This is a genomic window from Pseudomonas sp. CC11G (genome assembly GCF_056174845.1).
The window spans coordinates 38,836-65,438 of sequence record NZ_JBWBZC010000028.1; the positions used below are offsets into that span (position 1 = coordinate 38,836).

Annotated in this window: 25 protein-coding genes and 2 pseudogenes; 15 read left to right on the plus strand and 12 right to left on the minus strand. The window is 59.8% G+C overall.

Annotated features, from left to right (window positions below; translation table 11 throughout):
- Positions 1-4: 4 nt before the first annotated feature.
- Entirely contained in the window at positions 5-1,099 is a 1,095-nt protein-coding gene (locus AC0V2S_RS24110; RefSeq protein WP_475511926.1) for an ABC transporter substrate-binding protein, read from the minus strand.
- A 121-nt stretch (positions 1,100-1,220) separates the two neighbouring features.
- Positions 1,221-1,355, minus strand: coding sequence for a hypothetical protein (locus AC0V2S_RS24115; RefSeq protein ID WP_475511927.1), 135 nt, complete (start codon positions 1,353-1,355; stop codon positions 1,221-1,223).
- A gap of 342 nt (positions 1,356-1,697) precedes the next feature.
- Here AC0V2S_RS24115 and AC0V2S_RS24120 point away from each other — a divergent pair, with 342 nt between their 5' ends.
- Both AC0V2S_RS24120 and AC0V2S_RS24125 read left to right on the plus strand, forming a co-directional pair.
- Positions 1,698-3,356, plus strand: a complete 1,659-nt coding sequence (locus tag AC0V2S_RS24120; protein ID WP_475511928.1) for a nitrite/sulfite reductase — start codon at positions 1,698-1,700, stop codon at positions 3,354-3,356.
- Positions 3,340-3,837 carry a DUF934 domain-containing protein gene (locus AC0V2S_RS24125; protein WP_475511929.1) on the plus strand — a complete coding sequence of 166 codons (498 nt, stop codon included), beginning with the start codon at positions 3,340-3,342 and terminating at the stop codon, positions 3,835-3,837. Before AC0V2S_RS24120 ends, AC0V2S_RS24125 begins: the two co-directional genes overlap by 17 nt.
- A gap of 72 nt (positions 3,838-3,909) precedes the next feature.
- On the opposite strand, the gene AC0V2S_RS24130 is transcribed toward AC0V2S_RS24125, so the two are convergent.
- The gene (locus AC0V2S_RS24130; protein WP_475511930.1) at positions 3,910-4,488 is read right to left on the minus strand and encodes a TetR/AcrR family transcriptional regulator; all 579 of its coding nucleotides are present in this window, start codon (positions 4,486-4,488) and stop codon (positions 3,910-3,912) included.
- Positions 4,489-4,614: 126 nt separating this feature from the next.
- On the opposite strand from AC0V2S_RS24130, the gene AC0V2S_RS24135 reads away from it, so the two are divergent.
- Positions 4,615-5,052: a hotdog fold domain-containing protein gene (locus AC0V2S_RS24135; protein ID WP_475511931.1), complete on the plus strand. Its 438-nt coding sequence runs from the start codon at positions 4,615-4,617 to the stop codon at positions 5,050-5,052.
- A gap of 147 nt (positions 5,053-5,199) precedes the next feature.
- Here the strand turns inward: AC0V2S_RS24135 and AC0V2S_RS24140 are convergent, their stop codons facing one another.
- Together AC0V2S_RS24140 and sohB are read right to left on the minus strand one after the other, a co-directional pair.
- Positions 5,200-6,186, minus strand: a complete 987-nt coding sequence (locus AC0V2S_RS24140; RefSeq protein WP_475511932.1) for a YhdH/YhfP family quinone oxidoreductase — start codon at positions 6,184-6,186, stop codon at positions 5,200-5,202.
- 24 nt (positions 6,187-6,210) lie between these two features.
- Positions 6,211-7,230, minus strand: a complete 1,020-nt coding sequence (gene sohB, locus AC0V2S_RS24145) for a protease SohB (protein ID WP_475511933.1) — start codon at positions 7,228-7,230, stop codon at positions 6,211-6,213.
- Positions 7,231-7,488: 258 nt separating this feature from the next.
- Between sohB and AC0V2S_RS24150 the strand changes: the two genes are divergently transcribed.
- From AC0V2S_RS24150 to AC0V2S_RS24165, 4 genes are all read left to right on the plus strand, one after another.
- The gene (locus AC0V2S_RS24150; protein ID WP_475511934.1) at positions 7,489-8,199 is read left to right on the plus strand and encodes a histidine phosphatase family protein; all 711 of its coding nucleotides are present in this window, start codon (positions 7,489-7,491) and stop codon (positions 8,197-8,199) included.
- A 63-nt stretch (positions 8,200-8,262) separates the two neighbouring features.
- Positions 8,263-8,577, plus strand: coding sequence for an SCP2 sterol-binding domain-containing protein (locus tag AC0V2S_RS24155; RefSeq protein WP_475511935.1), 315 nt, complete (start codon positions 8,263-8,265; stop codon positions 8,575-8,577).
- A gap of 220 nt (positions 8,578-8,797) precedes the next feature.
- Positions 8,798-9,865 carry a phosphotransferase family protein gene (locus AC0V2S_RS24160; RefSeq protein WP_475511936.1) on the plus strand — a complete coding sequence of 356 codons (1,068 nt, stop codon included), beginning with the start codon at positions 8,798-8,800 and terminating at the stop codon, positions 9,863-9,865.
- A 91-nt stretch (positions 9,866-9,956) separates the two neighbouring features.
- The gene (locus AC0V2S_RS24165) at positions 9,957-10,724 is read left to right on the plus strand and encodes an SDR family oxidoreductase (RefSeq protein WP_475511937.1); all 768 of its coding nucleotides are present in this window, start codon (positions 9,957-9,959) and stop codon (positions 10,722-10,724) included.
- A 71-nt stretch (positions 10,725-10,795) separates the two neighbouring features.
- Here AC0V2S_RS24165 and AC0V2S_RS24170 read toward each other — a convergent pair whose 3' ends face one another.
- Positions 10,796-11,143, minus strand: a complete 348-nt coding sequence (locus AC0V2S_RS24170) for a YggL 50S ribosome-binding family protein (protein ID WP_475511938.1) — start codon at positions 11,141-11,143, stop codon at positions 10,796-10,798.
- 240 nt (positions 11,144-11,383) lie between these two features.
- On the opposite strand from AC0V2S_RS24170, the pseudogene dacB reads away from it, so the two are divergent.
- Positions 11,384-12,816, plus strand: a pseudogene (dacB, locus tag AC0V2S_RS24175) (D-alanyl-D-alanine carboxypeptidase/D-alanyl-D-alanine endopeptidase).
- A 235-nt stretch (positions 12,817-13,051) separates the two neighbouring features.
- On the opposite strand, the gene rlmKL reads toward dacB, so the two are convergent.
- A complete protein-coding gene (gene rlmKL / locus AC0V2S_RS24180) occupies positions 13,052-15,271 on the minus strand; it encodes a bifunctional 23S rRNA (guanine(2069)-N(7))-methyltransferase RlmK/23S rRNA (guanine(2445)-N(2))-methyltransferase RlmL (RefSeq protein WP_475511939.1) in 2,220 nt (739 codons plus the stop codon).
- Positions 15,272-15,859: 588 nt separating this feature from the next.
- Between rlmKL and rmf the strand changes: the two genes are divergently transcribed.
- Complete coding sequence (rmf, locus tag AC0V2S_RS24185; RefSeq protein ID WP_108099858.1) at positions 15,860-16,075, plus strand: ribosome modulation factor; 216 nt, start codon at positions 15,860-15,862, stop codon at positions 16,073-16,075.
- Between the two features lie 108 nt (positions 16,076-16,183).
- Here the strand turns inward: rmf and AC0V2S_RS24190 are convergent, their stop codons facing one another.
- Together AC0V2S_RS24190 and AC0V2S_RS24195 are read right to left on the minus strand one after the other, a co-directional pair.
- A complete protein-coding gene (locus AC0V2S_RS24190) occupies positions 16,184-17,206 on the minus strand; it encodes a quinone-dependent dihydroorotate dehydrogenase (RefSeq protein ID WP_475511940.1) in 1,023 nt (340 codons plus the stop codon).
- A 68-nt stretch (positions 17,207-17,274) separates the two neighbouring features.
- Positions 17,275-17,505 carry a DUF2835 domain-containing protein gene (locus AC0V2S_RS24195; RefSeq protein ID WP_475511941.1) on the minus strand — a complete coding sequence of 77 codons (231 nt, stop codon included), beginning with the start codon at positions 17,503-17,505 and terminating at the stop codon, positions 17,275-17,277.
- A 165-nt stretch (positions 17,506-17,670) separates the two neighbouring features.
- On the opposite strand from AC0V2S_RS24195, the gene AC0V2S_RS24200 reads away from it, so the two are divergent.
- Positions 17,671-18,561: a DUF6685 family protein gene (locus AC0V2S_RS24200; RefSeq protein ID WP_475511942.1), complete on the plus strand. Its 891-nt coding sequence runs from the start codon at positions 17,671-17,673 to the stop codon at positions 18,559-18,561.
- 4 nt (positions 18,562-18,565) lie between these two features.
- Here AC0V2S_RS24200 and AC0V2S_RS24205 read toward each other — a convergent pair whose 3' ends face one another.
- Positions 18,566-19,039, minus strand: a complete 474-nt coding sequence (locus AC0V2S_RS24205; protein WP_475511943.1) for a helix-turn-helix domain-containing protein — start codon at positions 19,037-19,039, stop codon at positions 18,566-18,568.
- 159 nt (positions 19,040-19,198) lie between these two features.
- On the opposite strand from AC0V2S_RS24205, the gene AC0V2S_RS24210 reads away from it, so the two are divergent.
- Positions 19,199-19,429, plus strand: a complete 231-nt coding sequence (locus AC0V2S_RS24210) for a hypothetical protein (protein ID WP_475511944.1) — start codon at positions 19,199-19,201, stop codon at positions 19,427-19,429.
- 181 nt (positions 19,430-19,610) lie between these two features.
- Positions 19,611-20,513 carry a DMT family transporter gene (locus tag AC0V2S_RS24215; protein ID WP_475511945.1) on the plus strand — a complete coding sequence of 301 codons (903 nt, stop codon included), beginning with the start codon at positions 19,611-19,613 and terminating at the stop codon, positions 20,511-20,513.
- Here the strand turns inward: AC0V2S_RS24215 and AC0V2S_RS24220 are convergent.
- Positions 20,508-22,172: an MFS transporter gene (locus tag AC0V2S_RS24220; protein ID WP_475511946.1), complete on the minus strand. Its 1,665-nt coding sequence runs from the start codon at positions 22,170-22,172 to the stop codon at positions 20,508-20,510. The genes AC0V2S_RS24215 and AC0V2S_RS24220 overlap by 6 nt on opposite strands.
- 156 nt (positions 22,173-22,328) lie before the next feature.
- Positions 22,329-23,303 carry a cysteine synthase A gene (cysK, locus tag AC0V2S_RS24225; RefSeq protein WP_475511947.1) on the minus strand — a complete coding sequence of 325 codons (975 nt, stop codon included), beginning with the start codon at positions 23,301-23,303 and terminating at the stop codon, positions 22,329-22,331.
- Between the two features lie 145 nt (positions 23,304-23,448).
- On the opposite strand from cysK, the gene AC0V2S_RS24230 reads away from it, so the two are divergent.
- The 3 genes and pseudogenes from AC0V2S_RS24230 to AC0V2S_RS24240 all read left to right on the plus strand — a co-directional run.
- Positions 23,449-24,525: an AsmA family protein gene (locus AC0V2S_RS24230; protein WP_475511948.1), complete on the plus strand. Its 1,077-nt coding sequence runs from the start codon at positions 23,449-23,451 to the stop codon at positions 24,523-24,525.
- A 181-nt stretch (positions 24,526-24,706) separates the two neighbouring features.
- A pseudogene (locus tag AC0V2S_RS24235) lies at positions 24,707-25,551 on the plus strand (AAA family ATPase).
- A gap of 187 nt (positions 25,552-25,738) precedes the next feature.
- On the plus strand, positions 25,739-26,603 hold an 865-nt coding region (locus AC0V2S_RS24240), incomplete at its 3' end, for a vWA domain-containing protein (protein ID WP_475511949.1).

Genomic DNA, 26,603 nt, shown 5'->3' on the forward strand with positions numbered 1-26,603 from the left:
CGGCTCAGTCGAGCATCGGCCGCAGCGAAAAATTGTACTCGCGCAGCTTGGACTGGTTTTGCAGGCAGTAGCGGCGGAAATCCAAGCCGTAGTTATCTTGGCCGGCAATATGACTGGCGAGATGCGCCGACTGCTTCTCATCGAGGGTGACGTAGATCGGCACGGTGCGATCCTTGCCGCCGCGCTTGGCGAAATCCACACCGTTGTCGTAGTCATGCAGCATCACCAGCGCCCAGCCGCCGATGGTGAACTGACCGCTCACCAGCACGTCGATACGCCCGTCGATCTTGGCCTGCAGCGCTTCAGCGCTGGAATTGATGGTGGCGAAATGGATGTCCTGGCCAGGCTTGTGGCCCAACTCTACGGCGGCCTGCATGGCGCCGAGCGCCATCTCGTCGCTGGCGGCCCAAATCATGTTGATACCGGAATAGCGCGGCAGCAGGGTGCGTGCCTGGTCATAGGCGCGCTGCCGCTGCCACCCGCCATAGGCCATTACCCGCAGACGCACGTCGGGGTTTTCGGCCAGGGCTTTTTTCAGCCCCTGCTCACGCTCCTGGCTGGAGGGCGTCTGCTTGACGCCACTGAACGCAAGCATTTCCAACGGCTGGCCAGGGTGCGACTCGCGGGCGCGTTTAATCAACCCGCTGGCCAGCATGTAGCCGGCGTCGACATCGTTGGGCACCAGGCTGCCAATCCAGTTGGGGTACGTTTCACGGCTGCTGCCGATCACGTGTTGCTGATCAGTGGTAAGGGTGTTGCTGACGGCGAACAGCTTGACGCCCGAGTCCTTGGCAAGACGCAGAATTTCCGGGGCAGCGTATTCTTCGTTGATAAACAGGAGATAGTCGGGCTTGTTGTCGCCCTGCAATACGGTGCGCGCTTGCGCGAGCATCAAGTCGCGGTCGCGCTGGGCGTCGAGCACGCGCAGTTGCATGCCAAGATCGCTCGCGGCGGCCTGCATGAACTTGACGTAGCCAACCCAGAATTCCTCACCGGTCTTGCCCGGATTAAGGAACACCACGCTAGCTGCATTGACGCAATTCCATGCGAGTAAACCCACTACCGCAACCACGGTGCGCAATGACCACTTCACCTTCATGCACTCACACCCAGAACAGCCGCGGAGTATACGCGGACGAGTAATGGCAATCTGTCACCATCTGTCAGGGAATGCTTACAAAAAACGCCGCTTTCTTATCTAAAAGCGGCGTGGCGAAGCGCTATTGATGGCTGACCCAAAACACGGCAGTGGAAACCGCCAGGGCAATAAGAATAAGAATGGCCCAGGCGTCGACAACGCTGTCACGGTTGTCGTCTTCTGGAACGGCGCTGGAGGTGTGGGTATGGTCGGTCATGGCTGCCCCTTGTTGTTGTGCTTATGGGATGGTCCGGTTTGCAGTTAAGACCACACAACGCATGCCGACAAATGCCGACCGTAGGAGCTAGCTTGCTAGCGAACCCTGGAAACGGCATTCGCGACCGCGTTGGCCGGGTTCGCGAGCAAGCTCGCTCCTACAAGTAGAGGGCGGCGATGAGAATGACTTATAGCTGGCGGTTCTTATCACCATAAGTTTCGTTCTTATACTAAAACATCACTTTTGCGCATAAACCCGAACTGGTATCTTCCCCCGGCTCCGCGAGGAGTGCGCGGCCGTGCGCGCTGATTTGGCAGTAAGCAGCCTGAAAACAGGACCCGTATGTACGTCTACGACAGTTACGATCAAGACATCATCGAGAGCCGCGTAAAGCAGTTCCGTGATCAGACCCGCCGTTATCTGGCTGGCGAACTTTCTGGCGAAGAATTTCGCCCGTTGCGCCTGCAGAATGGCCTCTATATCCAGCGTTTCGCGCCGATGCTGCGCGTGGCCGTCCCGTATGGCCTGATGTCCTCGGCGCAAGTGCGCATGATGGCCAAGATCGCCCGCGACTACGACAAAGGCTACGCCCACATCAGTACCCGCCAGAACGTGCAGTTCAACTGGCCGGAACTGGAAGACGTACCGGAAATTCTTGCCGAGCTGGCCACCGTGCAGATGCACGCGATCCAGACCAGCGGCAACTGCATCCGGAACACCACCACCGACCAGTTCGCTGGTGTAGCCAAAGACGAACTCGTCGACCCACGTCAGTGGTGCGAAATCATTCGTCAGTGGTCCACCTTCCACCCCGAGTTCTCGCACCTGCCGCGCAAGTTCAAGATCGCCGTCAACGGCGCCGTGAGCGACCGTGCAGCCATCGAAGTGCACGACATCGGCCTGGAAGCAGTGAACAACGAAGCCGGCGAGCTGGGCTTCCGCGTTTCCGTCGGCGGCGGCCTGGGCCGTACCCCAATCGTGGGCAGCTTCATTAATGAATTCCTGCCGTGGCAGCACCTGATCAGTTACCTCGACGCCATTCTGCGTGTGTACAACCGCTATGGCCGCCGCGATAACAAGTACAAGGCGCGCATCAAGATTCTGGTCAAGGCGCTGACCCCCGAAGTGTTCGCCGAGCGCGTGAATGCTGAATGGGTGCACCTTAAAGACGGCCCGACCACCCTGACGGAAGCCGAAGTGGCCCGCGTTGCCGCGCACTTTATCGACCCGGCTTACAAGGCTTTGGAAGACCAAGCCGACGCACTCGCCGCCCTGCGCGCCGAGCACGCCGGTTTTGATCGCTGGGCGAGCCGCAACGTATTCGCCCACAAGAAGCCCGGTTATGCCGCCGTTACCCTGTCGCTGAAACCGACTGGCGTGGCCCCTGGCGATGTCACCGACAAGCAACTGGATGCCATCGCCGATCTGGCCGATCGCTACAGCTTCAGCGAAGTGCGCAACAGCCATAACCAGAACATCATTCTGGCCGACGTCGAGCAAAGCCAGCTGTTCACCCTGTGGGGCGAGCTGCGCGAACTGGGTTTTGCCACCCCGAACGTGGGTCTGCTGACAGACATCATCTGCTGCCCGGGCGGCGACTTCTGCTCGCTGGCCAATGCCAAGTCGATTCCTATTGCCGAAGCCATTCAGCGCCGTTTCGACGACCTGGATTACCTGTTCGACATCGGCAATATCGACCTGAATATCTCCGGTTGCATGAACGCCTGCGGTCACCATCACGTCGGCCACATCGGTGTTCTGGGTGTGGACAAGAAAGGTCAGGAGTTCTACCAGGTCTCGCTGGGCGGCAGCTCTGGCCGCGACGCCAGCCTGGCGCAGATCCTCGGCCCGTCTTTCGCCGAAAAAGACATGGCAGACGTGATCAGCAAAATCATCAACGTCTACGTGGAAACCCGTAACGAAGAAGAAAACTTCCTCGATACCTTCCGCCGTGTCGGCATCGACCCGTTCAAGGAGCGCGTATATGCAGCGAATCATTAAGAACGGTCAGCTGGTTGACGAGACCTGGCACCTGTTGCCGAAGGACGCGACCCTGGAAGGCGTGTCCAACTGCGACGACCTGATCGTGCCGCTGGGCCTGTACGTGGAACACAGCAGCGCCCTGAAAGCCCGCGACGGCGGCCTGGGCGTGTGGTTGGAAGCCGGTGAAGAAATCGAAGAGATCGCTGATCAACTGGATAACTTCCAGGTGATCGCCCTGAACTTCCCCGCCTTCACCGACGGCCGCCACTCCTCCACCGCGTATATGCTGCGCACCCGCTACGGCTACAAAGGCGAAGTGCGCGCCATTGGCGACGTGCTGCGTGACCAGCTGTGGGCGTTGCAGCGCGTGGGTTTCGATGCCTTCGCCTTGCGTGAAGACAAAGATCCGGATGATGCGTTGAAAGCGTTTAGCGAGTTCGGTGAGGTGTATCAGGCTTCGGCTGATCAGCCGCAGCCGCTGTTCCGCCGCCGGGCTTGATTGGTCGGTGATTAAAAAAGCCCCGCCTAGTGCGGGGCTTTTTGTGGGGCGGTCTTTTGCAGGACCGCTGGCTTATGCCCGCACGCTTTCCCAGGCCACTTGCGCCAACAACTCTCGACACGCCGCAAACTCCGTCTGCGCCCGCCCCGCCAACCAGTTCCGAGCGAAATCATGGGTCGGCCCGATAATCACCGACGCAAAACAATCCGCCGGCATTTCGCGGAACAGACCTTGCTCACGGTAGCCGGCCAAGGCCGCGAAAATCCGCGAGAAATGCTCACGGTTGGCCTCGCGTAACTGCTCGCCCATCTCCCCGGCCTCAACCCGCCCGCGGCTGTGCAACACAAACCGCGCCCAGTCAGGGTTGGCCGTCACCCAGTCGATATAGCTGGTCACCAGCAACTTCACGCAGTCCTTGGCGGTTTTCGCTTCGCTAAACCCTTGCTCCAGCATCGCCGCGTATTCGCCGGTACCGGCCAAATACAGCGCGCCGATGATGCGTTCCTTGTTGCCGAAGTGGTGATACAGGCTGCCAATACTGGCGCCGGACCGGTCGCGGATCATCTCGATGGTGGTGGCATCCACGCCGATCTCGGTGAACAGCGCCAGAGCGGCTTGCAGGATGTCGTCTTTACGCGAAGGGCGGGCCATGGAAGCGCTTCTCTCGTCGGGAGCTCGAACAAACTAGAATCTTTTTCTAGAATTAATTTCTAATGCAGGTAATACTGACTCGGCGCGCACTGCTGTTCAACTAAAAAATCACGTTCAGGAGTTGTTATGAGCCAGATGATGCAGATGTACCAACAAGCCGGCGCCGCCCAATTTAGCGGCATGATCGGCCAGGTCGCACCCTACTTCGCCAGCATTGCCCCGCAGTTTGTTGAGCTGCGCCCAGGTTATGCGGAAGTCACCTTCGCCAAGCGCCGCGAAGTGCTCAACCATATCGGCACGGTGCATGCGATTGCGCTGTGCAACTCGGCGGAATTGGCAGCCGGCACCATGACGGATGTATCGATTCCAGACGGTTGCCGGTGGATTCCAAAAGGCATGACCGTGGAATACCTGGCCAAGGCCGACGGCGACATCCGCACCGTGGCCGATGGCAGCGCGGTGGATTGGGAGGCATTGGGAGATGTGAAGGTGCCGGTGATGGCGTATGTGGGGGAAAAGGCGGTGTTTCGGGCTGAGATCACGATGTATGTGAGTAAGGCTTAACCGCGCAATCATCTATTGCGTTGAGATTCTGGATTCCCGCCTTCGCGGGAATGACGGTGTATCTATAAAACACTCCGTCATCCCCGCGCAGGCGGGGATCCAGAATCGCCAAGGAGAAGAAGATGGGTAAAGCGGACACCCCTAGGGTCAACCCAGATTGAGCAACACCCGCCCAACCATCTTCCCGGCCAGAATGCGCTTCAACGCTTCCGGCAACTGCGGCAAGCTCACCTCTTCCACCAGCGGCTCCAGGTCGAGCTTCCATTGCAGCGACAGGCGATCCCACATCGACGCCTTCACCACCATCGGCAGCTCAACCGAATCCACGCCGAGCAGATTCACGCCGCGCAGAATGAACGGCATCACACTGCCCTTGAAGCCAACGCCAGCGGTCAACCCGCAGCAGGCCACGCTGCCGCCGTATTGCAGCGCTTTGACCACGTTGAAGAGAATGTCGCCGCCAACTGTATCCACGGCGCCGGCCCACTGCTCTTTGAGCATGGCTTTCTCGGTGCCGGCTTGCAGGTCTTCACGAGTGACGATCTGGCTCGCGCCCAACCCTTTAAGAAACTCCGCCTGCTCCGCCTTGCCGGTAGACGCCGCCACTGTGTAGCCCAGACGTTTCAGCAACACCACCGAGATGCTGCCAACGCCGCCAGTAGCACCGGTGACCAGCACCGGGCCGCTGTCCGGGCGTAGGCCAGCCTGTTCGAGCTTGTCGACGCACAGCGCAGCCGTAAGGCCGGCAGTACCCAACACCATCGATTCGCGCAGCGACAGCCCTTGCGGGCGCTTGATCGCCCAGGCCGCCGGAATGCGGATGTACTGGCCGAAACCGCCAGCGGTATTCATGCCCAGGTCATACCCGGTGACGATCACTTCATCGCCAGCGGCAAACTCGCTAACGCTGGATTGCTCCACCACACCGGCGGCATCAATGCCCGGCGTGTGCGGATAGTTTTTGGTGACGCCACGGTTGCCGCTGGCGGACAACGCGTCTTTGTAGTTGAGCGAGGAGTACTGCACACGGATCAACAACTCGCCAGCTGGAAGGTCCGCGGTGTCACGCTCAATCACCTGCGGCTCGAACACGCCAGCCACTTCACTGACCTGTAGTGCGTTGAACTTACTCATATCGCTCTCCTTGAACGCGGTCGCTTACCAGAAACGCTGTTGCTGCAGGCGGCTCAGCCAGGTCAGCAGCAGGCGGTCGACAGACAGGCTGGCCGCCAGGCCCACCCTTTCCGGCAAACTTTTCTTGTGCGCATAGTGCAGTTGGAACACGTCTGCGGTTTTCGCCTTGGTGGCGATGTATTCGTCGCTGGTCATCAGCTCATCCACCAGCTTCTTGCCCAGTGCCTGCTGGCCCAGCCAGACCTCGCCGGTGGCAATCTCTTCCATCTGCAGCTGCGGGCGGTAGCTGGCGACAAAGTCCTTGAACAGCTCGTGGGTGATTTCCAGGTCTTGCTGGAATTTCTCCCGGCCCTTCTCGGTGTTCTCGCCAAACACCGTCAGCGTGCGTTTGTATTCACCGGCGGTCAGCACTTCAAAATCGATTTCATGTTTCTTCAGCAAGCGGTGCACGTTGGGCAACTGCGCGACCACGCCGATGGAGCCGAGAATGGCGAACGGCGCTGACACAATCTTCTCGCCGATGCACGCCATCATGTAGCCGCCGCTGGCCGCCACCTTGTCGACGCACACCGTCAACGGCACGCCGGCCTGGCGAATACGCGCCAGTTGCGAAGAAGCCAGACCATAACTGTGGACCATGCCGCCGCCACTCTCCAGGCGCAGCACCACTTCATCCTTGGGCGTGGCCAGGCTCAGCAGCGCGGTCACTTCATGGCGCAGCGCGTCGGTGGCCGAGGCTTTGATATCGCCGTCGAAATCCAGCACATACACGCGCGGCTTTTCTTCAGGGTGTTTCTTGGCCAGTTTGTCTGCCTTGGCTTGAGCCTTGTGCAGAACCTTCAGCTGGTCCTTGTTCAAAATCGAGCCTTGCAGGCGCTCATGCAGGGCTTTGTAGAAGTCATTAAGTTTATGGACCTCCAATTGCCCACTACGTTTACGTCCTTTGCCACGCAGTACCGCGATGGTCAGCAACACCACCACAATGGCCACCAGCACGGTGAATGTCTTGGCCAGAAAGCCAGCGTAATCGGCAAGAAACTCCACGCGTATTCTCCTGTAAACGTCAGCTCGAAATGACAGATAGGCGCCCGGCGTCGGGCGGCAGGTAAGGGGTCCAAGCATACCGACGCGGCCTGTGCCCGGCCAGCGGCGCAGAGCGGGTTATCTATGCCAACCTGTGTCGCCCGGCTGCCTTATAGAGCGCCGTGATATCGATTCAAACAAGCGTATGTTTTTTCGTTGACAGGCCCCACCTATCCTCATACCCTCGCGAAACTTTCACCGTAGCGGGATGACGCTCACGTGGGCAGCATTTACATGATTCGCCATGGCCAGGCTTCGTTCGGCGCCGACGATTACGACGTGCTGTCCGACGTCGGCGTGCAGCAAGCCGAAATCCTCGGCAAGCACCTGGCGCAGCTCGACGTCCGCTTCGACCGCGCCATTGCCGGCAGCCTCTCGCGTCAGCAAAACACCGGTACCGGTGCCCTCGCCCAACTCCAGGCTGCTGGCATTGCCACGCCGGAATTGGAAACCGATGCAGCCTTCAATGAATTTGACGCCGACGCGGTCATTCGCGCGCTGCTGCCGGGCATCCTGCCGCAAGAGCCCCACGCACTGGACACCCTGCGCAACGCCAAGAACAACCGCGCCGAATTCCAGCGCCTGTTCGCCCTGCTGATCGGCCGCTGGATTTCCGGCGACTACCCGGTAGCGGGCCTGCAAAGCTGGCAGGAATTTGTAGAGCAAGTGGAAGGCGGCCTGGCGCGTATTCTCGAGCGTGCCTCGAGCAAAGACAGCGTCGCCGTGTTCACCTCAGGCGGCACTATTACCGCCATGCTGCATCTCATAACTGCAATACCGGCGGCTCAAGCTTTCGAGCTGAACTGGCAAATCGTCAACACCTCGCTCAACCGCTTCAAGTTCCGCGGTCGCGAGGTGGCCCTGGCTTCCTTCAACAGTCACGCGCATTTGGAGCTGTTGAAGGCGCCGGAACTCATCACTTTCCGCTGAGTTCCGGACTACTGTGGCCCGCAAGGCCGCGCGTAACCCGAAAAAACTATAAAGGATCGAATCATGACCACAGTTGCTGACATCGCTCAAACCATGAAATCCAAGTTCAACCCTGCCGCTGCTGCTGGCCTGGACCTGGTTTTCGGCTTCAAAATCGAAGACGGCGAAGACTTCTTCCTGACCGTTAAAGACGGCACCGTAGACCTGGCCACCGGCGTTTCGCCAGACGCCAACGTCACCCTGATCATGAACACCGAAACCCTGTCCGGCATCACCACCGGTGAAACCGACGGCATGCAAGCCTTCATGGGCGGCAAACTGCGCGCCGAAGGCGACATGATGCTGGCCATGAAACTGGGCGAACTGTTCCCGGTTTAAGGGAAATAGCGTCTACGCTTGATAAAAAACCGGAGTCTTAGGACTCCGGTTTTTTTTCGACTGCGCACTGTCTACCGAGCGGTTTTGTCGGACGAATCAGGCGCGCTGATTATCCAAAAACACGCTCACCAATAAGGGCCCGCGCGGCTTGTAGGGCCTCTGCCACGGCATTAGATTAGCCAATAATCTAAGGCCTCTATTATAAGTAGAAGGGATAAGTATGGCGCTCACCGACCAGTCCACCCGCATTCGAAATGGCGAAGAACTCGACGCCGCCATTATCGACCCGTACCTCAAAGCCCACATTCCTGGCCTGACTGGCGAGCCCAAAATCAGCCAGTTCCCCGGCGGCGCCTCCAACCTCACCTACCTCATCGAATACCCCGAGCAAGAGTTCGTACTGCGCCGTCCGCCGTTTGGCCACAAAGCCAAATCCGCCCACGACATGGGCCGCGAATTCCGCATTCTCAACCAGCTCAACGACGGCTTCCCGTACTGCCCGAAAGCCTACGTGCACTGCACCGATGAGAGCGTGATTGGCGCCGAGTTCTACGTGATGGAACGCGTCAACGGCATCATCCTGCGCACCGACATGCCGGCCGAGATGAACTTCGGTTTCGACCAAACCCGCGAGCTGTGCAAAAACTTCGTCGACAAATTCGTCGAGCTGCACCAGGTCGACTACAACGCCTGCGGCCTGGGCGACCTCGGCAAGCCCGAAGGTTACGTAGAACGGCAGATCGGCGGCTGGACCGACCGTTACGAAAAAGCCATGACCCCCGACGCCCCGAGCTGGGAAGTGGCCAAGGCCTGGCTGCGCGACAAGATGCCCGCTGACCACCACAAGCCGGCCATCGTGCACAACGACTACCGCCTGGACAACGTGATTCTGGACAGCAAAAACCCGACGCAAATCATCGGCGTGCTGGACTGGGAACTGACCACCATCGGCGACCCGCTGATGGACCTGGGCAACACCCTGGCCTACTGGATCGATGAAACCGACTCGGCGCCAATGCAGATGATGCGTCGCCAGCCCAGCAACGCACCGGGCATGTTCACGCGCCAGGAATTCGCCGATTACTACGGCGAGCGCGCCGGCATCGAAGTGAAGAATCTGGACTTCTACTACACCTACGGCTTGTTCCGCCTGGCCGGCATCGTGCAGCAGATTTACTACCGCTATTTCCACGGCCAAACCCAGGACAAACGCTTCGCCTCGTTCATTCAACTGAACAAGCTGCTGGAGCAAACCAGCCTGCAGGTCATCAAGAAATCCACGCTGTAACGCGCCTTGTAATCCGCCGCCCTGCCCGCTAAGTGGCGGCGGATTCAGCCCTTCATCTCCATCATCTACAAAACAGACTCAGGGGAACCCCATGTCCAAGACCAATCTGTTCGACCTCGACGGCAAAGTGGCCTTCGTTTCCGGCGCCAGCCGCGGTATCGGTGAATCCATCGCCAAATTGCTGGCCCAGCAAGGCGCACACGTGATCGTGTCCAGCCGCAAAATCGAAGGCTGCCAGGCCGTGGCCGACGCCATCATCGCCGACGGCGGTAAAGCCACCGCCATCGCCTGCCACATCGGCGAGATGGAACAGATTCAAAACGTGTTCGCACAAATCCGCGAACAGTTCGGCCAACTGGACATTCTGGTGAACAACGCCGCCACCAACCCACAGTTCTGCAACGTGCTGGACACCGACCTGTCGGCCTTCCAGAAGACCGTTGACGTGAACATCCGTGGCTACTTCTTCATGTCCATCGAAGCCGGCAAGCTGATGCGTGAGAAAGGCAAAGGCAGCATCATCAACGTCGCCTCCATCAACGGTATCTCCCCAGGCATTTTCCAGGGCATCTACTCGGTGACCAAGGCTGCAGTTATCAACATGACCAAAGTGTTCGCCAAGGAATGCGCCCAGTTCGGCATTCGCTGCAACGCCCTGCTGCCGGGTTTGACCGACACCAAGTTTGCTTCGGCGCTGGTTAAAAACGATGCGATTCTGAACCAGGCGCTGGCACAAATTCCGCTGAAGCGCGTGGCTGACCCGAGCGAAATGGCCGGTACCGTGCTGTATCTGGCAAGCGATGCTTCCAGCTACACAACAGGCGTGGCATTGAATGTGGACGGTGGTTTCCTTTCGTAAGGGCAACCCTCGAATCGCAGAAACAACAAAGGGGCCCGAAGGCCCCTTTGTTTTTGCACAATCCCTAAGGCTTATGCGTGCTCGGCGTTGATCTCGTTTTCCGGGTACCAAACGTCGATCAGTGGGCTGGCGGTGTAGTCGGTGACTTCACTGCGCGCCTTCAGCCAGGCTTCAACGGTAGCGCGTTGCTCTTCGCTGACCGAGCCACGCTTGGCCAGGCACACCAGACCGTAGTCTTCGCCGCCGACATAGCCAAGACCGTTGTCGTTCATGGCCTCACGCAGGAAAGCGTCGAGGAAAGCGTCGATGTCCGCTTCGCTCAGGTCCGCCTTGAGGTTCAGGTTCAGCTCGAAACCGAGCTCCTGGAATTCATTTACGCAGAGTTTTTTGCGCAGGCGGCGGGAACGGTTAGTAGCCATGGAACAATCCTCAGAAGTGATAACGCGCGGCACTTTACCAGCAAAGGCCGCGCCTTGCCCGACTCTCTGCCGGGCGCCCGTAAAACGGCGGACAAAAATCCGCGACTACCCCGCCAACTGTAGAAGGCTTCGGGCATAATGCCGGCACTTTCTCGGCGCAATTGGGAACCTGTGGCCCCCTGCGCTTTCTTCTTTACGCCATCTTTCTTTTTTGGCCCTTGCCTGAAGGGTTTTTCGCCAATGATCAAATCGCTTCGCCACCTCGTCATCGCCAGCCTTTTGCTTCCCGCCGCGCTGCCGGCATTGTCTGCCCCGCTAAACACCACCCTGCCCGCCTCCGTACAAAAAGCCATGAAAGCCGGCAAGATCGGCAACGACTCCATCTCGGTCGTTACCCTGCCCATGACCGGCAACGGCACGCCGACCATCATCAATGCCGACGTCTCGGTAAACCCGGCTTCCACCATGAAGCTGATCACCACCTACGCCGCTCTGGAATGCTTGGCCCCACCCACCAGTGGAAAACCGAGTTCTATGCCGACGGCCCGGTAAAAGACGGCGTGCTCAACGGCAACCTCTACCTCAAAGGTGGCGGCGACCCGAAGCTGAACATGGAAAAACTCTGGTTGCTGATGCGTGACCTGCGCGCCAACGGCGTGTTGAAGGTTACCGGCGACCTGGTGCTCGACCGCACGCACTTTATCCAGCCGCAGTTGCCGGTGTTCGACGACGACGGCAAAGACGACAACAAGCCCTTCCTGGTTACCCCGGATTCGCTGCTGATCAACCTCAAAGCCGTGCGCATGATCACCCGCGCCGACAGCGGCAAGGTGACGGTGATGATGGAGCCGCCACTGACCAACGTGCGCATCGACAACCGGGTGAAATACCTGGGCAAAGGCAAGTGCGTCGGCGATGTTCGCTTTAACCCCGTCACCGAATTCGACGGCACCACGCTTGTGGTGACAGGCCAATTGAATGAAGGCTGCAACACCCAGTCGTACCTGTCGCTGCTCGACCACGCTGGCTATGCCGCCGGCGCCGTACGGGCCATCTGGCAGGAACTGGGCGGCACCATCATGGGCAAAGACCGCATCGATGAAGTGCCGAAAAGCGGCACTCTGCTGGCTCGCGCCTACTCGCCGGACCTGGCGGAAATCATCCGCGACATCAACAAGTTCAGTAACAACACAATGGCCCGCCAGCTGTTCCTGAGCCTGGGTGCGGAATTCCGCAACAGCGCTGACGGCGATGATGCCAAGGCGGCACAGCGGGTCATTCGCCAGTGGCTGGCGAAAAAAGGCATTACCGCTACCCACCTGGTGATGGAAAACGGTTCAGGGTTGTCGCGTGCTGAGCGCGTGAGTGCGCGGGAGATGGCGGCCATTCTGCAAACCGCCTGGAAAGGCCCGTATGCGGCTGAGTTCATCAGCTCGCTACCGATCGTGGGCGAAGACGGCACTATGCGTAAACGGCTGAAAAACACCCCGCTGCGCGGCGATGCCCATATCAAGACCGGCACGCTGAACACCGTACGAGCCATCGCCGGCTTTAGCCGCGATGCCAATGGCGACACCTGGGCGGTAGTCGCCATCCTCAACGACCCACGCCCATGGGGTGCGTCGTCGATTCTGGATCAGGTGTTGCTGGATCTGTATCGCAAGCCTAACTAAGACATCTCAAACGCCACCGTCGTCCCAGCGTAGGCTGGGACCCAGAATCTGAAGTCGAACTCCTTCAGAAGTACCGCACCTGGATTCCTGCCTGCGCAGGAATGACGGAGGTTTTGGCCGCTACCCGCGTCGTCCCAGCGCAGGCTGGGACCCAGAATCTGAAGTCGAACACCTTCAGAAGTACCGCACCTGGATTCCTGCCTGCGCAGGAATGACGGCGTCGAACACGGAAGCCTTACTTCGCCATCAACTTCCACGCCCGGTGAATCTTCGCGTTGCGCGTGAAATCCGGGTCCAGCGTGCTGGCGGTGATTTCTTCCACTTCGTAACGCGCTGCCAGCCCTTCATCGAGCTGGAATTTGCGGAAGTTGTTGGAGAAATACAGCACCCCGCCCGAGGCCAGTCGCGCCATGGCCAGGTCCAGCAACTGCACGTGATCGCGCTGCACGTCGAACACGCCTTCCATGCGCTTGGAGTTGGAGAAGGTCGGCGGGTCGATAAAGATCAGGTCGTATTCCTGCCGATCGGCCTCCAGCCAGGTCATCACATCACCCTGCTCCAGCTTGTTCTTGTCCGAAAAACCATTGAGCGACAGGTTGCGCCGCGCCCAGTCCAGATAGGTTTTCGACAGGTCGACGCTGGTGGTGCTGCGCGCACCGCCCTTGGCCGCATGCACCGACGCCGTGGCGGTGTAGCAGTAAAGATTGAGGAAGCGCTTGCCGTTGGCCTCACGCTGAATGCGCAAGCGCAGCGGGCGGTGGTCGAGGAACAGGCCGGTGTCGAGGTAGTCGGTGAGGTTGACCAGCAACTTCACACCGCCTTCGCTCACCTCGGTAAAGGTGCCTTGGCTGGCCTGACGCTCGTACTGCTTGGTGCCGCTCTGGCGCTCGCGACGCTTGATCACCACTTTGGATTTGTCGACGCCCAACGCTTGGGGAATGGCAGCCAGCGCATCGAATAGACGGGCCTGGGCCTTGTCGGCGTCGATGGTGCGTGGCGGTGCGTATTCCTGCACGTGCACCCAGTCGTGGTACAGGTCGATGGCCAGGGCGTATTCCGGCATGTCGGCGTCATACACGCGGTAGCAATCCACGCCTTCACGGCGCGCCCACTTGCCCAGCGTTTTCAGGTTTTTTTGCAGGCGATTGGCGAACATCTGCCCGCCTTCGCTCAGACGTGCTTGCTCGATCGGCGCGTTGGCTGGCGCGTCCGGCGTGGTGCCCAGCGCCTCTTGCTCGCGCTCGCGTTCACGCTGTTCCGGCGTGCGGCGCTCGCCAGTAACGAACTGCTCGGGTTGAACCTTGATCAGCAGCAGCTTGCACGGTAACGCACCGTTCCAGAAGGCGTATTGCTTGTGGCTGCGAATGCCCATGCGCTTGCCCAGGTCCGGCGCGCCGGTAAATACCGCCGCCTCCCAGTTCATGCAGGCCTGACGCAGACGCTCGCCGAGGTTTTGGTAGAGGTAGAGCAAGCTGGCTTCATCACCCAGGCGTTCGCCGTAGGGTGGGTTGCACACGACCAGGCCGGTCTGATTGTGGTCCGGACGCGGCTCGAAAGTGGCGACTTCGCCCTGATAGACCTTGATCCAGTTGGACAGACCGGCACGTTCGATGTTGTTGCGCGCGGGCTGAATCAGGCGCGGGTCGGCTTCATAACCGCGAATCCACGAGGGCTGTTTGGCCAGGCCGGCGTCGGCACGCTCCTGCGCTTCGGCATGCAGTTTCTTCCACAGCGCCGGCACATGGCCGAGCCAGGACGTAAAACCCCAGCGCTCGCGGCGCAGGTTGGGGGCGATATCGGCGGCGATCATTGCCGCCTCCACCAAAAAGGTACCCACACCGCACATCGGGTCGGCCAGGGCGCCGCCGGCAGCGGCAATGCGCGGCCAGCCAGCACGGATGAGCACGGCGGCGGCAAGGTTTTCTTTCAGCGGCGCGGCGCCTTGTTGCAGGCGGTAACCGCGCTGGTGCAGGCTGTGGCCGGAAAGGTCGAGCGACAGAATCGCTTCGCCACGGTCCAGACGCAGGTGAATGCGCAGGTCCGGGTTGAGCTTGTCGATGGAAGGCCGCTCACCCGTCGGGGTGCGCAGCTTGTCGACGATGGCGTCCTTAACCTTCAGGGCGCCGAAGTGAGTGTTATCGATACCCGACCCGTTACCGCTGAACTCAACGGCCAGGCTGCCGGCGGCGTCCAGGTGTTCGGCCCAGTCGACCGAAAGCACGCCGTCGTAAAGGTCATCGGCATTGGCCATGGGGAAACGCTTGAGCACCAGCAGGACGCGGTTGGCCAGGCGCGACCAGAGGCACAGGCGATACGCCGTTTCCATCTGGGCAAAGCCACGGATCGCGGAGGTGTGTTCGCGGGTTTCTTCCAAGCCGAGCGCGGTGGCTTCCTCGGCGAGCAAGCCTTCCAAGCCCTTGGGGCAGGTAAGAAAGAGTTCAAAACGATCCGACATGTGTATTCCAGTGCCTAAGCGTTGCGGCCCGCAGGTCTGCTGCGTGCCCGGTTAAAGACCTCGGTTCTACCCGACGATCCCGCACTCCAGGATGGAGCGCTGTGCGAGCCAATGGTGGCCCCTTACTGCCAGTCCAGACGGTTTGGCACTGCACAGGAGCCTAGTCGCAGCCTCTGTGTCGTGCCTGTCGCCAGGCCTAGCGCGTGGCCGCAAATAGACGGCGACCACAGAAAAATGTCATCGACAGCGGGGTTTGCACCCTTCGTCGGAATACCCGAACCATGCATCTGCGAAAAGATCGCACTGGCCTTTGGCCGTTACCAGAGGCCACACCCCCGGCCCTGCTGGCGTTAGCGGCAAAGGCGCAAATCCCTTATGGCCTCACCACGACAAACGTTACGTGCTTATGACAAAACGATCATTCCCAGCACCCCCGGCATTCGATAGAAATCAACTCAGCCCAACGCCGCAACGACGCTGGGAGGAGACCCGTAACGCCGGCAGCGGGCTCCACTGGTAGAGGATTTCTGCCAGGCCTCGAAAGAGGCGAACTAGGACATAACAGTCAACAAGTGAGGGCAACACCCTATGAGAAGACTTAAGCGTGATCCTTTAGAAAGAGCTTTTTTGCGCGGCTATCAATTTGGCGTCCATGGCAAATCTCGTGAATTGTGTCCATTTACCCTTCCGTCCGTACGCCAAGCCTGGATTAACGGCTGGCGAGAGGGTCGCGGTGACAACTGGGACGGAATGATCGGCACCGCCGGTATCCATAGGCTTAACGAACTGAACGCAGTCGGTTAAACAGGGACACTCCGACTACTTACTCCCGCTTTACCATGCTCGTCCCATCCGGACGGCGGGCGAGAGCCCAGGGGCTCCTTTTAAGGAGCCCTTTTTATTGCCTGGCGTTTATTTCGGCATCGCACCAATCGCATCTACCGCTTCGCGGATCAGCGCCGGGCCTTTATAGATAAAGCCGGAGTAGATCTGCACCAGGCTCGCACCCGCAGCGATTTTCTCAGCCGCGTGTTTGCCTTCGGTAATGCCGCCCGCAGCAATGATGGGCAAACGCCCGCCCAACTCGGTGGCCAGGGCTCGAACGGTGTAGGTGCTCTTGTCACGCACCGGCGCGCCAGACAAACCGCCCGCCTCGTCACCATGGGCCAGCCCTTCGACACCCACCCGGCTCAATGTGGTGTTGGTGGCGATCACCGCATCCATGCCCGCCTCGACCAGCGCTGCGGCCACTTCAATGATTTCTTCATCGCTCATATCCGGCGCGATCTTGATCGCCAGCGGTACGCGCTTGCCGTGCTGCTGGGCCAGGTCTTCCTGGCGCTGACGCAAGGCTTCGAGCAGTTGCTTGAGTGAGTCACCGAACTGCAGGCTGCGCAGGCCCGGGGTGTTGGGCGAGCTGACGTTGACGGTCACATAACTGGCGTGGGCGTACACCTTGTTCAGGCACAGCAGGTAGTCGTCCACCGCGCGCTCAACCGGCGTATCGAAGTTCTTTCCGATATTGATGCCCAGCACGCCCTTGAATTTGGCCGCTTGCACGCGGGCAATCAGGTGGTCGACGCCGTGGTTGTTAAAACCCATGCGGTTGATGATCGCCTCGGCTTGCGGCAGGCGAAACAGACGCGGCTTCGGGTTGCCCGGCTGCGGGCGCGGAGTGACGGTGCCGATTTCGACAAACCCGAAACCCAGCTGAGCGAAGCCGTCGATGGCGTCGCCGTTTTTATCCAGGCCTGCCGCCAACCCGACGGGATTAGGGAAATCCAGGCCCATCACCCGCACCGGCAACCGCGCCGGCTGCTTGCACAGCAAGCCATTTACGCCCAGGCGGCCGCCAGCGCCGATCAAGTCGATCGACAGTTCATGGGAAGTTTCTGCGGAGAGTTTGAACAGCAGCTCGCGGGCCAGGGTATACATGGGCAGGCTTAGCTCGAGAAAAAGAGGTCGGCGATTATAGCCGTGCCGGGCCCCTCCCGGCGAGGCGCTTAGCGCTTGGGCGCCACACGGCGTAGGGTTAGAAGCTCACCCGCGCTGTTAAACTCGAGCTCGAAGGAACCGTAGACGCCGTCGTGGGTCAGAAATGGCCGCAGGTGGTGCGCAGGCAAACTGACTTTGCGCCCGTCGCGGCTCCGCAACAACACTCGGTTGGCCTGCCCTTGATAGACCGCGCGCAAACTCTCCGCAGATAGGGCAATATCCAACTCAAGGCTTGGCATGGAGGCTACCTCGCAAATGATTCACGCAATACTGCCACAGACGGCGGCCCAGCTGCTGGCACCAGGCTGCCGACCAGGCGGCGATAGCTGTTTGACAATTGCACCGGCAGATTTGCACATCGTCTGCCACACTGGCTTGGATGACCCAGGATGTAGCATTTGGCCATGAGTCCCAGCGAGCACCCCGCCTCCCTCACCGAACGTATCTCGGCCCTGGCCCAGCGCCTGGGCTTGAGCAGTCGTGGGCCACGACAAATCCTGCAACGGGCCAGCAACTTGCGCCTGCCCTTTCAGCCGTTGCCGCAGCCTGGCGAGCAAATCTGGTGGCAAAACGGTGCGCCGTTGCAACGGTTGGTAGACCTGCCACGCAACGCCCTCTCCGGCCCGGTGCAGGAAGACAAAGCCGAAGCCCATTCGATGTTGGCCAAAGTGGTAGAGCACGACACCCAGCAACTCAATGCATTCGACCTGCGCTTGATCGACGGCCTATGCGGCCACGACCTCGCCGCGAAGCCCTTCGCCAGTTTCGAGGAATACGCCAGCAGCGAAGCGTGCCGGGGCGTTCGCATCATCAGTTACAAGGATTTCGTCAAAGTCATCAGCACCGCGTTACCGCGCTTTCTTGCCGGTGAGCGCATTGTGCTGCGCCAGGCCGACTGGGTAGGCAATCGCGTGTACTGGGCCGGCGAGCATCACCATGAGGCGTTCGCCAGTGCCATTGCTTACGCGCGCTTGCGGGGGCTGGATGTCAGCCTACCGGCGGAAATTACCCGCTACCGTTTGAATATCGAGGGTTTGCACGCGTTGCAAGCCAGCTACCACATGCTGGCGATGCCAGTGCAAGCCTGGAGCGATCCGCAATTTATGGGGTTGTTGCTGGATAAGGGCCTGCCCTATGCGCGGCTGGCCATGTTACGCACGCCGGGTGCGCCCGAATTTTTGCTCCTGCCAAAACATTCGCCGGAGGCCACTGCCTTCGGCGAAGGGTTGCGCCTGGCAGGGGCGCCGGACGTAGTGGCTTACCTGCTAAAGCTGGCAGCCACCCTCACGCCTTGAAACGTCAGATCACGTCTTCGTCATCCTCCGGCACCACCTGCCCCTCGATGTAGTCCTCGCCTTCCGCCTCCAGTGCCAACTGCCGCTCATACAGCGCTTCGCTTTCACTGATCAATTGCAACTGGGTTTGATGGCGCTCGGTCCAGTCCTCCAGGCTTAGGCCAATGCTATCGAGCAATACCGGATTGCATTGCACCAGGTACACCGCCGACATCTGCGCCGAGTCGGCCACTCGCAGGTGCATGAGGTCGCCATCTACCGGGCCGCCATAGGTAATCCAGCGGGCGAACTCCGGGTACAAACCGCAGACCTTCTCGAAATCGATGTCATGCATGCGTTGCTGACCGCACTCGATATTTTCCAGGCGCTTTCTGTCGATGCCCGTCAGTTGGGAAAACGCTGGGCGCTTGAGGCCCATGAGTTCGCGTAAACCACGCAGTCGCTGGCCGGCGGTGAAGAGAAAGTTTTGATTGTTCATGTGACCTTCCTGTCGAGGTACAGACCGTATTTCTGCTTTTTACTACCAGTGAGTAGATCATGATTGACTACCTAACTATTAGTAATAAGCTACGGAAAAGTTTAAGGGATTTGGAGCCTGTCATTCGCAGTGACAGGCCGCGATGGTGCAGGAAGCCCTATGAAACCAATAGAACTGACCCCGGCCTGGTTTGGCCAATGCCCCCGCTACCTGAGCCCCAAGCGCTTCGGCGACATGACGGGCTTGGTCGACCAAGTAGAAAATATAGAAACCCTTATGAAACAAGGGCTTCTACCCACTCGCCAGATCGGCAGACACCTGATGGTGGATATGCATGAACTGATGCTCATGCTGCCTTCGCAGCCGCCCGACGACTCCTTCTGCGCCTGAAAACGGCCGGCCCCTACACAGCGAGCAACCGCCTCCCACTGGGTGACGGCTGGTTTCGTTAGGGGCTGTTCGGCAAGGTCTGATGCATTCGCCCGTTGGCGATTGCAGCGCAACATCCGGATTGCCAATCCTCGCCTCAGCGGCAACACTCTCGCCTCTTTATTCAGGGCTGGAGATTGCCGTGAGAGTTGCCGATTACACCCGCCTGCTGAGCCTGGCTGCCATCTGGGGCGCAAGCTTTCTGTTTATGCGGGTGATTGTGCCGGTGCTCGGGCCACTGCCCAGCGCGTTCTTTCGCGTGTCGCTGGCGGCGGTAGGCCTGGTGGTAATGCTCTGGGTGATGCGGGTGCAGTGGAATTTTCACGGCAAGCTGTGGCACTGCCTGGCCCTTGGCGTCATCAACTCCGGGTTGCCCGCCACCATGTACTGCCTGGCCGCCATGGTGCTGCCAGCGGGCTATTCCTCGATTTTCAATGCCACCACGCCGCTGATGGGTGTGCTCATCGGCATGCTGTTTTTTGCCGAGCCGCCCACCCCGAGCAAAACCCTCGGCGTGGTACTGGGGCTGTTCGGTGTAGGCCTGCTGACCCGCACCGGGCCAGTAGCGTTTGATGCCGAGTTGCTCTGGGGCGCGGTCGCCTGCCTGATCGCCACCACCTGCTACGGCTTTGCCGGTTTTCTCACCCGCAAATGGCTTGGCGGTGTACCGCTGGATAACCGCGTCACCGCCTGCGGCAGCATGTTTGGCGCGACCCTGTTTCTGCTGCCCTTGTTCGGCTATGCCCTGATGGAGCAACCGCCTGCCAGTTGGGGCGGCATGACGGTGTGGCTGTCGCTGGCCGGTCTGGGCCTGGTCTGCACCGCGTTCGCGTACGTGCTGTACTTCCGGTTGATCACCGACATCGGTCCGATCAAAGCCTCTACCGTCACTTTCGCCGTGCCGCCGTTTGGCGTGTTGTGGGGCGTGCTGTTGCTCGGCGAGCCGCTGTCCTGGGCTTACCTGTACGGCGGCGTGCTGATTGGCTTGGCGCTGTGGCTGGTGGTGCGGCCGACGCCGGTGGCCAAAACGGCCGCAGCTTCATAACGCGGTGTCATAACTGCCCGACTCAAAACTCACCCCATGGCGCACCCGCGGCGGCTCATCGCCGCTGTGCAGCAGCACCACGTTGTCGATCAGGGTTTTGTCGTAGAGCGTCAAACGGTCGAGCATGCGCAGGTGCTGCAGCCAGTTGTCGACCACCAGCACTTCCTGCCACACCTCCTGATCACTGACGTCACGGTACATCGCCCAGCGCTCGGCGCCGTTGCGCAGCCGTAACCGGCGCAAACCCTGCACCGCTTTGACGAACTCGCGGGTGCGCTCATTGGGGACGCGGTATTCGATGGTCACCAACACCGAGCCGCGCTCGGGGTTGAACACAAAGGTCGGCTGCCCCGGCAAGGTGGCCGGCGCATGGGCGATATTCGTAGCATCCAGTTCCGGCAGGCGCGACGAATAGAGCAACAGTGCACAGGCAAACATCAGGCTGCCGGCGGCGAGAAACGCGCCCTGCACGCCCATGGTCTGCGCCAGATGGCCCCAGAGAAACGAACCCAGCGCCAGGCCGCCATACAGCGCGGTTTGATACAGCGCCAAGGCCCGCGCCTTGACCCAGTCCGGCACTAGAATCTGTACCGCCGAGTTATAGGTGGCCACCGCCGCAATCCAGCACGCGCCGCCCACCAGCAGCGCCGGGTACAGCACCCAGAGCGTATCGACACTGCCCAACAGCAACACAATCACCGCCAACAGCAAACCGGCAAAACTGATCAACCGACTGCTGCCGACAAATTGCCGCGCGCGGTTTACCAACGTACTGCCGACAATCGCGCCGATCCCCAGGGCGCCGAGCATATAGCCGTACACCGAGGCGTCGCCCTCGGGATTGCGGTGGGCCAGAATCGGCAGCAACGCCCAGATGGAACTGGCCGACACGCCAAAGCTGAACGAGCGCAGCATTACCAGGCGAGTGACGCTGGAGTGCTGGGTAAAACGCAGCGCCGCAATCACCCCTTCACCGATATGCTCCGGCGGAAACTGCCGCGCCGGCAGCTCGCGGCGCCAATTCCAGATGGCCGCAATCAGGCCCAGGTAGCACACGCAGTTAAAGAGAAATACCCAGGCCGAGCCGGTAAAGCTTAGCAACAAGCCGCCCAACGCCGGCCCCACCGCGCGGGCAACGTTGTAGTTCACGCTGTTGAGCAACACCGCATTGCCGACCATATTCGGCGGCACTTGCTCATTTACCGCCGCCTGCCAGGCTGGAATGGTGATGGCGCCACCGAGACTGATCCACAGAATCGACACAATCAGCAGCAGCGGATCAAGCAGGCCGGCAAAGGCGATCACGGTGAGAAAGGTGGCGCCGCTGAGCTCGAACGTCAGGCCGATCAGCATGATTTTGCGCCGGTCATGGTTGTCCGCCAGCACCCCGGACACGATGGACAGCACCACCAGCGGCAACGCCGAGGCCACCTGAATCATGGCCACCATCGGCGCACTGGCCTGCGCCTCGGTCACCACCCAGGCAGCCGCGACCGACTGCGCCCAGGTGCCGAGGTTGGCGAACAGGTTGGCGATCCAGATGATGCGAAACGCGCGCACGCTAAACGGCGAGAAGATGCCGCCGGCCTTGGGTTTCTCTACTTCCGGGGCGGCGGGTTCAGCGGGTAGATCGTTTTTCGGGGAGACGGACTGCAGCATGGGCAACACCTTGTACGGGGTAAGCCCCGGTCAGTGTAGGTCTGTGGAATCCATTGGAGAAATTGATTGGCGGGAAGAATTTTCGAGGCTGAAGCCTCTCCCACAAGAGCACGCGGCCCCTAGTGGGAGAGGCTTTAGCCTCGATGCTTTGCGGGTTTACTGCACCAACTCCTGCTCACTGAACATATCGCTGAACAACATGCTGGTGAGATAGCGCTCACCGGAGTCGGGCAAAATCACCACGATGGTTTTGCTCTGCATTTCCGGGCGCTCGGCCAGGCGTACGGCGGCGGCCATTGCGGCGCCGCAGGAGATGCCGCACAAAATGCCTTCTTCGCGCATCAAACGCAGGGCCATCGCTTTGGCTTCTTCGTCGTCTACCAGCTCAACGCGGTCGACGATGCTCAAATCGAGGTTCTTCGGCACAAAGCCCGCGCCAATACCCTGAATCTTGTGCGGCGCCGGTTTGATCTCGTCACCGGCCAGGGCCTGGGTGATTACTGGCGAGCCGCTGGGCTCGACGGCCACCGAGATAATCGGTTTGCCGCAGGTGTTTTTGATATAGCGCGAAATGCCCGTGATGGTGCCGCCGGTACCGACGCCGGCCACCAGCATATCGATGGCGCCTTCGGTGTCGTTCCAGATTTCCGGGCCGGTGGTTTTCTCGTGAATCGCCGGATTGGCCGGGTTTTCGAATTGCTGCGGCAGGAAGTATTTGCTGCTGTCGGACGCGGCGATTTCCGCGGCTTTTTCGATAGCCCCTTTCATGCCTTTGGCCGGCTCGGTGAGTACCAGTTCGGCGCCCAGCGCTTTCAGCACTTTACGGCGCTCCAGGCTCATGGACGCCGGCATGGTCAGCAGCAACTTGTAGCCACGCGCCGCGGCAACGAAGGCCAGGCCGATGCCGGTGTTGCCGGAGGTGGGCTCGACGATGGTCATGCCCGGTTTGAGCACGCCGCGCTCTTCGGCATCCCAGACCATATTGGCGCCGATGCGGCATTTGACGGAGTACGCCGGGTTACGCCCTTCGATCTTGGCCAGGATGGTCACGCCCTTGGGGCCCAGGCGATTGATAAATACCAGCGGCGTATTGCCGATGGACTGGGCGTTGTCTGCGTAGATGCGGCTCATAGGTTCTGTCCCTTGGGTGATTCGCAAAGGCCGACAGCCTATGCCCGCCAACGGGCCAGCGTCCAGCCTGAAAAAACTCGAACCGTAACGGCTCGCAAGCGGTCTAGCTTCTACTTAATAGGCGATCTGCCCAGGTAACCCTGCGATGAAACGACGCTACAGTTTGCCGTTTTGGATCTTTGTTGGACTCATTGTCCTGATCCTGGTTCTGCATATCACCCTGCCCTACGTGGTGCGTGACTACCTCAACGGCAAACTGGCCGACATGGGCGAATACAAAGGCCAGATCACCGACGTGGACCTCGCCTGGTGGCGCGGCGCGTACCAGATCAATGGCCTTAACATCCGCAAGGAAGACGGCAAGGTGCCGGTCCCGCTGCTGGATGCCCCTCACATTGATATCGCCGTCAGTTGGCGTTCGCTGTGGTACGACCACGGCGTGGTGGCCAAGGTGTTATTCACTCAACCCACGCTTAACTTCGTCGATGGCGGCAAAGATAAAGACGCTTCGCAGACCGGTAAGGGCGTTGACTGGCGCGAGCAGTTGAACAAGCTGCTGCCCATTACCCTGGACGAAGTCCGGGTGGTCGACGGCAAGCTGGGCTTCCACAACTACACCTCCACGCCGCAGGTGAATATGGAAGCCACCCAGGTGAATGCCAGCCTTTATAACCTCACCAATGTCGCCGACAAGAACGGAGAGCGCGTCGCGCATTTTGAAGGCAAGGCGTTGCTACTGGGCCATGCGCCGCTGGAATGCACCATCGTGTTCGACCCCTACGAAAATTTCGAAGACTTCAAATTCCGCCTGCGCGCCAAGGATATCGAGCTGCGTAAGCTCAACGACTTTTCTGCTGCCTACGCCAAGTTCGATTTCAACGCCGGCCATGGCGATCTGGTGATCGAGGCCAACGCGAAAAAAGCCCAGCTCAGCGGCTATATAAAGCCGCTGCTGCGCGACGTGGACGTGTTCAATTGGCAGCAAGACGTGGAAGAGAAAGACAAAGGGATCTTCCGCTCGATCTGGGAAGCCTTGGTGGGGGGTAGCGAAACCGTGCTGAAAAACCAGCAAAAGGACCAATTCGCCACCCGCGTCGAACTCAGCGGCAACGTGCACCAGCAGAACATCAGCGCCTTCCAGGCGTTTCTGGCGATTCTGCGCAATGGCTTTGTGCAAGCCTTCAGCGCTCGTTATGAACGCGCCAAGCCTACGGACGACTAGCCCCGCCCCAACCAAAGGGCGGTTTCCGGCAACTTGTGCGTCGCTGACTGGCCATTCAGTGACTGAATGGTGCGTCCGCGTTCACAGCCACGTCAGGTGCGCGTTATAGTCGCGGCCTATTCTTAATAAAAACTCCAGGTTTCCTACAGAACCCTGCTCGCTACTGTTCGAGGATTTTCCGATGAAGTTCGAAGGCACCCAGGCTTACGTCGCAACCGACGACCTTAAACTGGCAGTCAACGCTGCCATCACCCTGGAGCGCCCGCTGCTGGTCAAGGGTGAGCCGGGCACCGGTAAAACCATGCTGGCCGAGCAACTGGCCGAGTCCTTCGGCGCCAAGCTGATCACCTGGCACGTGAAATCCACCACCAAGGCCCACCAGGGTCTGTATGAGTACGACGCGGTAAGCCGCCTGCGCGACTCGCAGCTGGACAGCGACAAAGTCCACGACGTGCGCAACTACATCAAGAAGGGCAAGCTCTGGGAAGCGTTCGAAAGCGAAGAGCGCGTGATTCTGCTGATCGATGAAATCGACAAAGCCGACATCGAATTCCCCAACGACCTGCTGCAAGAACTCGACAAGATGGAGTTCTACGTTTACGAGACTAACGAGACCATCAAGGCGAAAAAACGCCCGATCATCATCATTACCTCGAACAACGAAAAAGAACTGCCGGACGCCTTCTTGCGCCGCTGCTTCTTCCACTACATCGCCTTCCCGGATCGCGCCACGCTGCAGCAGATCGTCGATGTGCACTACCCCAACATCAAGAAAGACCTGGTGGCCGAAGCCCTCGACGTGTTCTTCGACGTGCGCAAAGTGCCGGGCCTGAAGAAAAAGCCTTCGACCTCCGAGTTGGTTGATTGGCTGAAGCTGCTGATGGCCGACAACATCGGCGAAGCGGTGCTGCGTGAACGTGATCCGACCAAGGCGATTCCGCCGTTGCTGGGGCGCTGGTTAAGAACGAACAAGACGTTCAATTGCTTGAGCGCCTGGCATTTATGAGCCGCCGCGCTAGCCGCTGATACGCCTCCCCTCTGCCCGCTTGCGGGAGAGGGGCTGGGGAGAGGGTTTTCACAGGCAACTCCGAGTCGCCTGCTCACCCCCTCTCCCTAACCCTCTCCCCCAAGGGGGCGAGGGGACTGATTTATGTTGGGTCGCCCCTCTGCGTCTGTATTCGAGAGGGAATGAAATTCCGATGGAGACGCAGCCATGCTGCTCAACCTATTCAACGAAATGCGCGCCGCCAAGGTTCCGGTCTCGGTTCGCGAGCTGCTGGACCTGATCAACGCGTTGAAGCACAACGTCACCTTCGCCGACATGGACGAGTTCTATTACTTGTCGCGGGCGATTCTGGTCAAAGACGAGCGCCATTTCGACAAGTTCGACCGAGCCTTCGGCGCCTACTTCAAGGGCCTGGAAAACCTGAACCAGCACATCGAGGCCTTGATCCCCGATGAGTGGCTGCGCAAGGAATTCGAGCGTTCGCTCACTGATGAAGAGCGGGCCAAGATCGAGTCGCTCGGTGGCCTGGACAAGCTTATCGAGGAGTTCAAAAAACGCCTCGAAGAGCAGAAAGAACGTCACGAAGGCGGCAACAAATGGATCGGCACCGGTGGCACCAGTCCGTTCGGTTCCGGTGGTTTCAACCCTGAAGGCATTCGCGTAGGCGATGCCGGCAAGCGTCAGGGTAAGGCCGTAAAAGTCTGGGACCAGCGTGAGTACAAAAACCTCGACGACCAGGTGGAATTGGGCACGCGCAATATCAAGGTGGCCCTGCGCCGCCTGCGCAAGTTCGCCCGCCAGGGCGCCCAGGACGAGCTGGACCTGGACGGCACTATCGACTTCACCGCCCGCGATGGCGGCCTGTTGAATATCCAGATGCGCCCGGAACGCCGCAATGCGGTGAAGCTGCTGATTCTGTTCGACATCGGCGGCTCGATGGACGCCCACGTGAAGGTATGTGAAGAGCTGTTCTCGGCGTGCAAAACCGAGTTCAAGCATTTGGAGTACTTCTACTTCCACAACTTTGTGTACGAGTCGGTGTGGAAGAACAACCTGCGCCGCACCTCGGAGC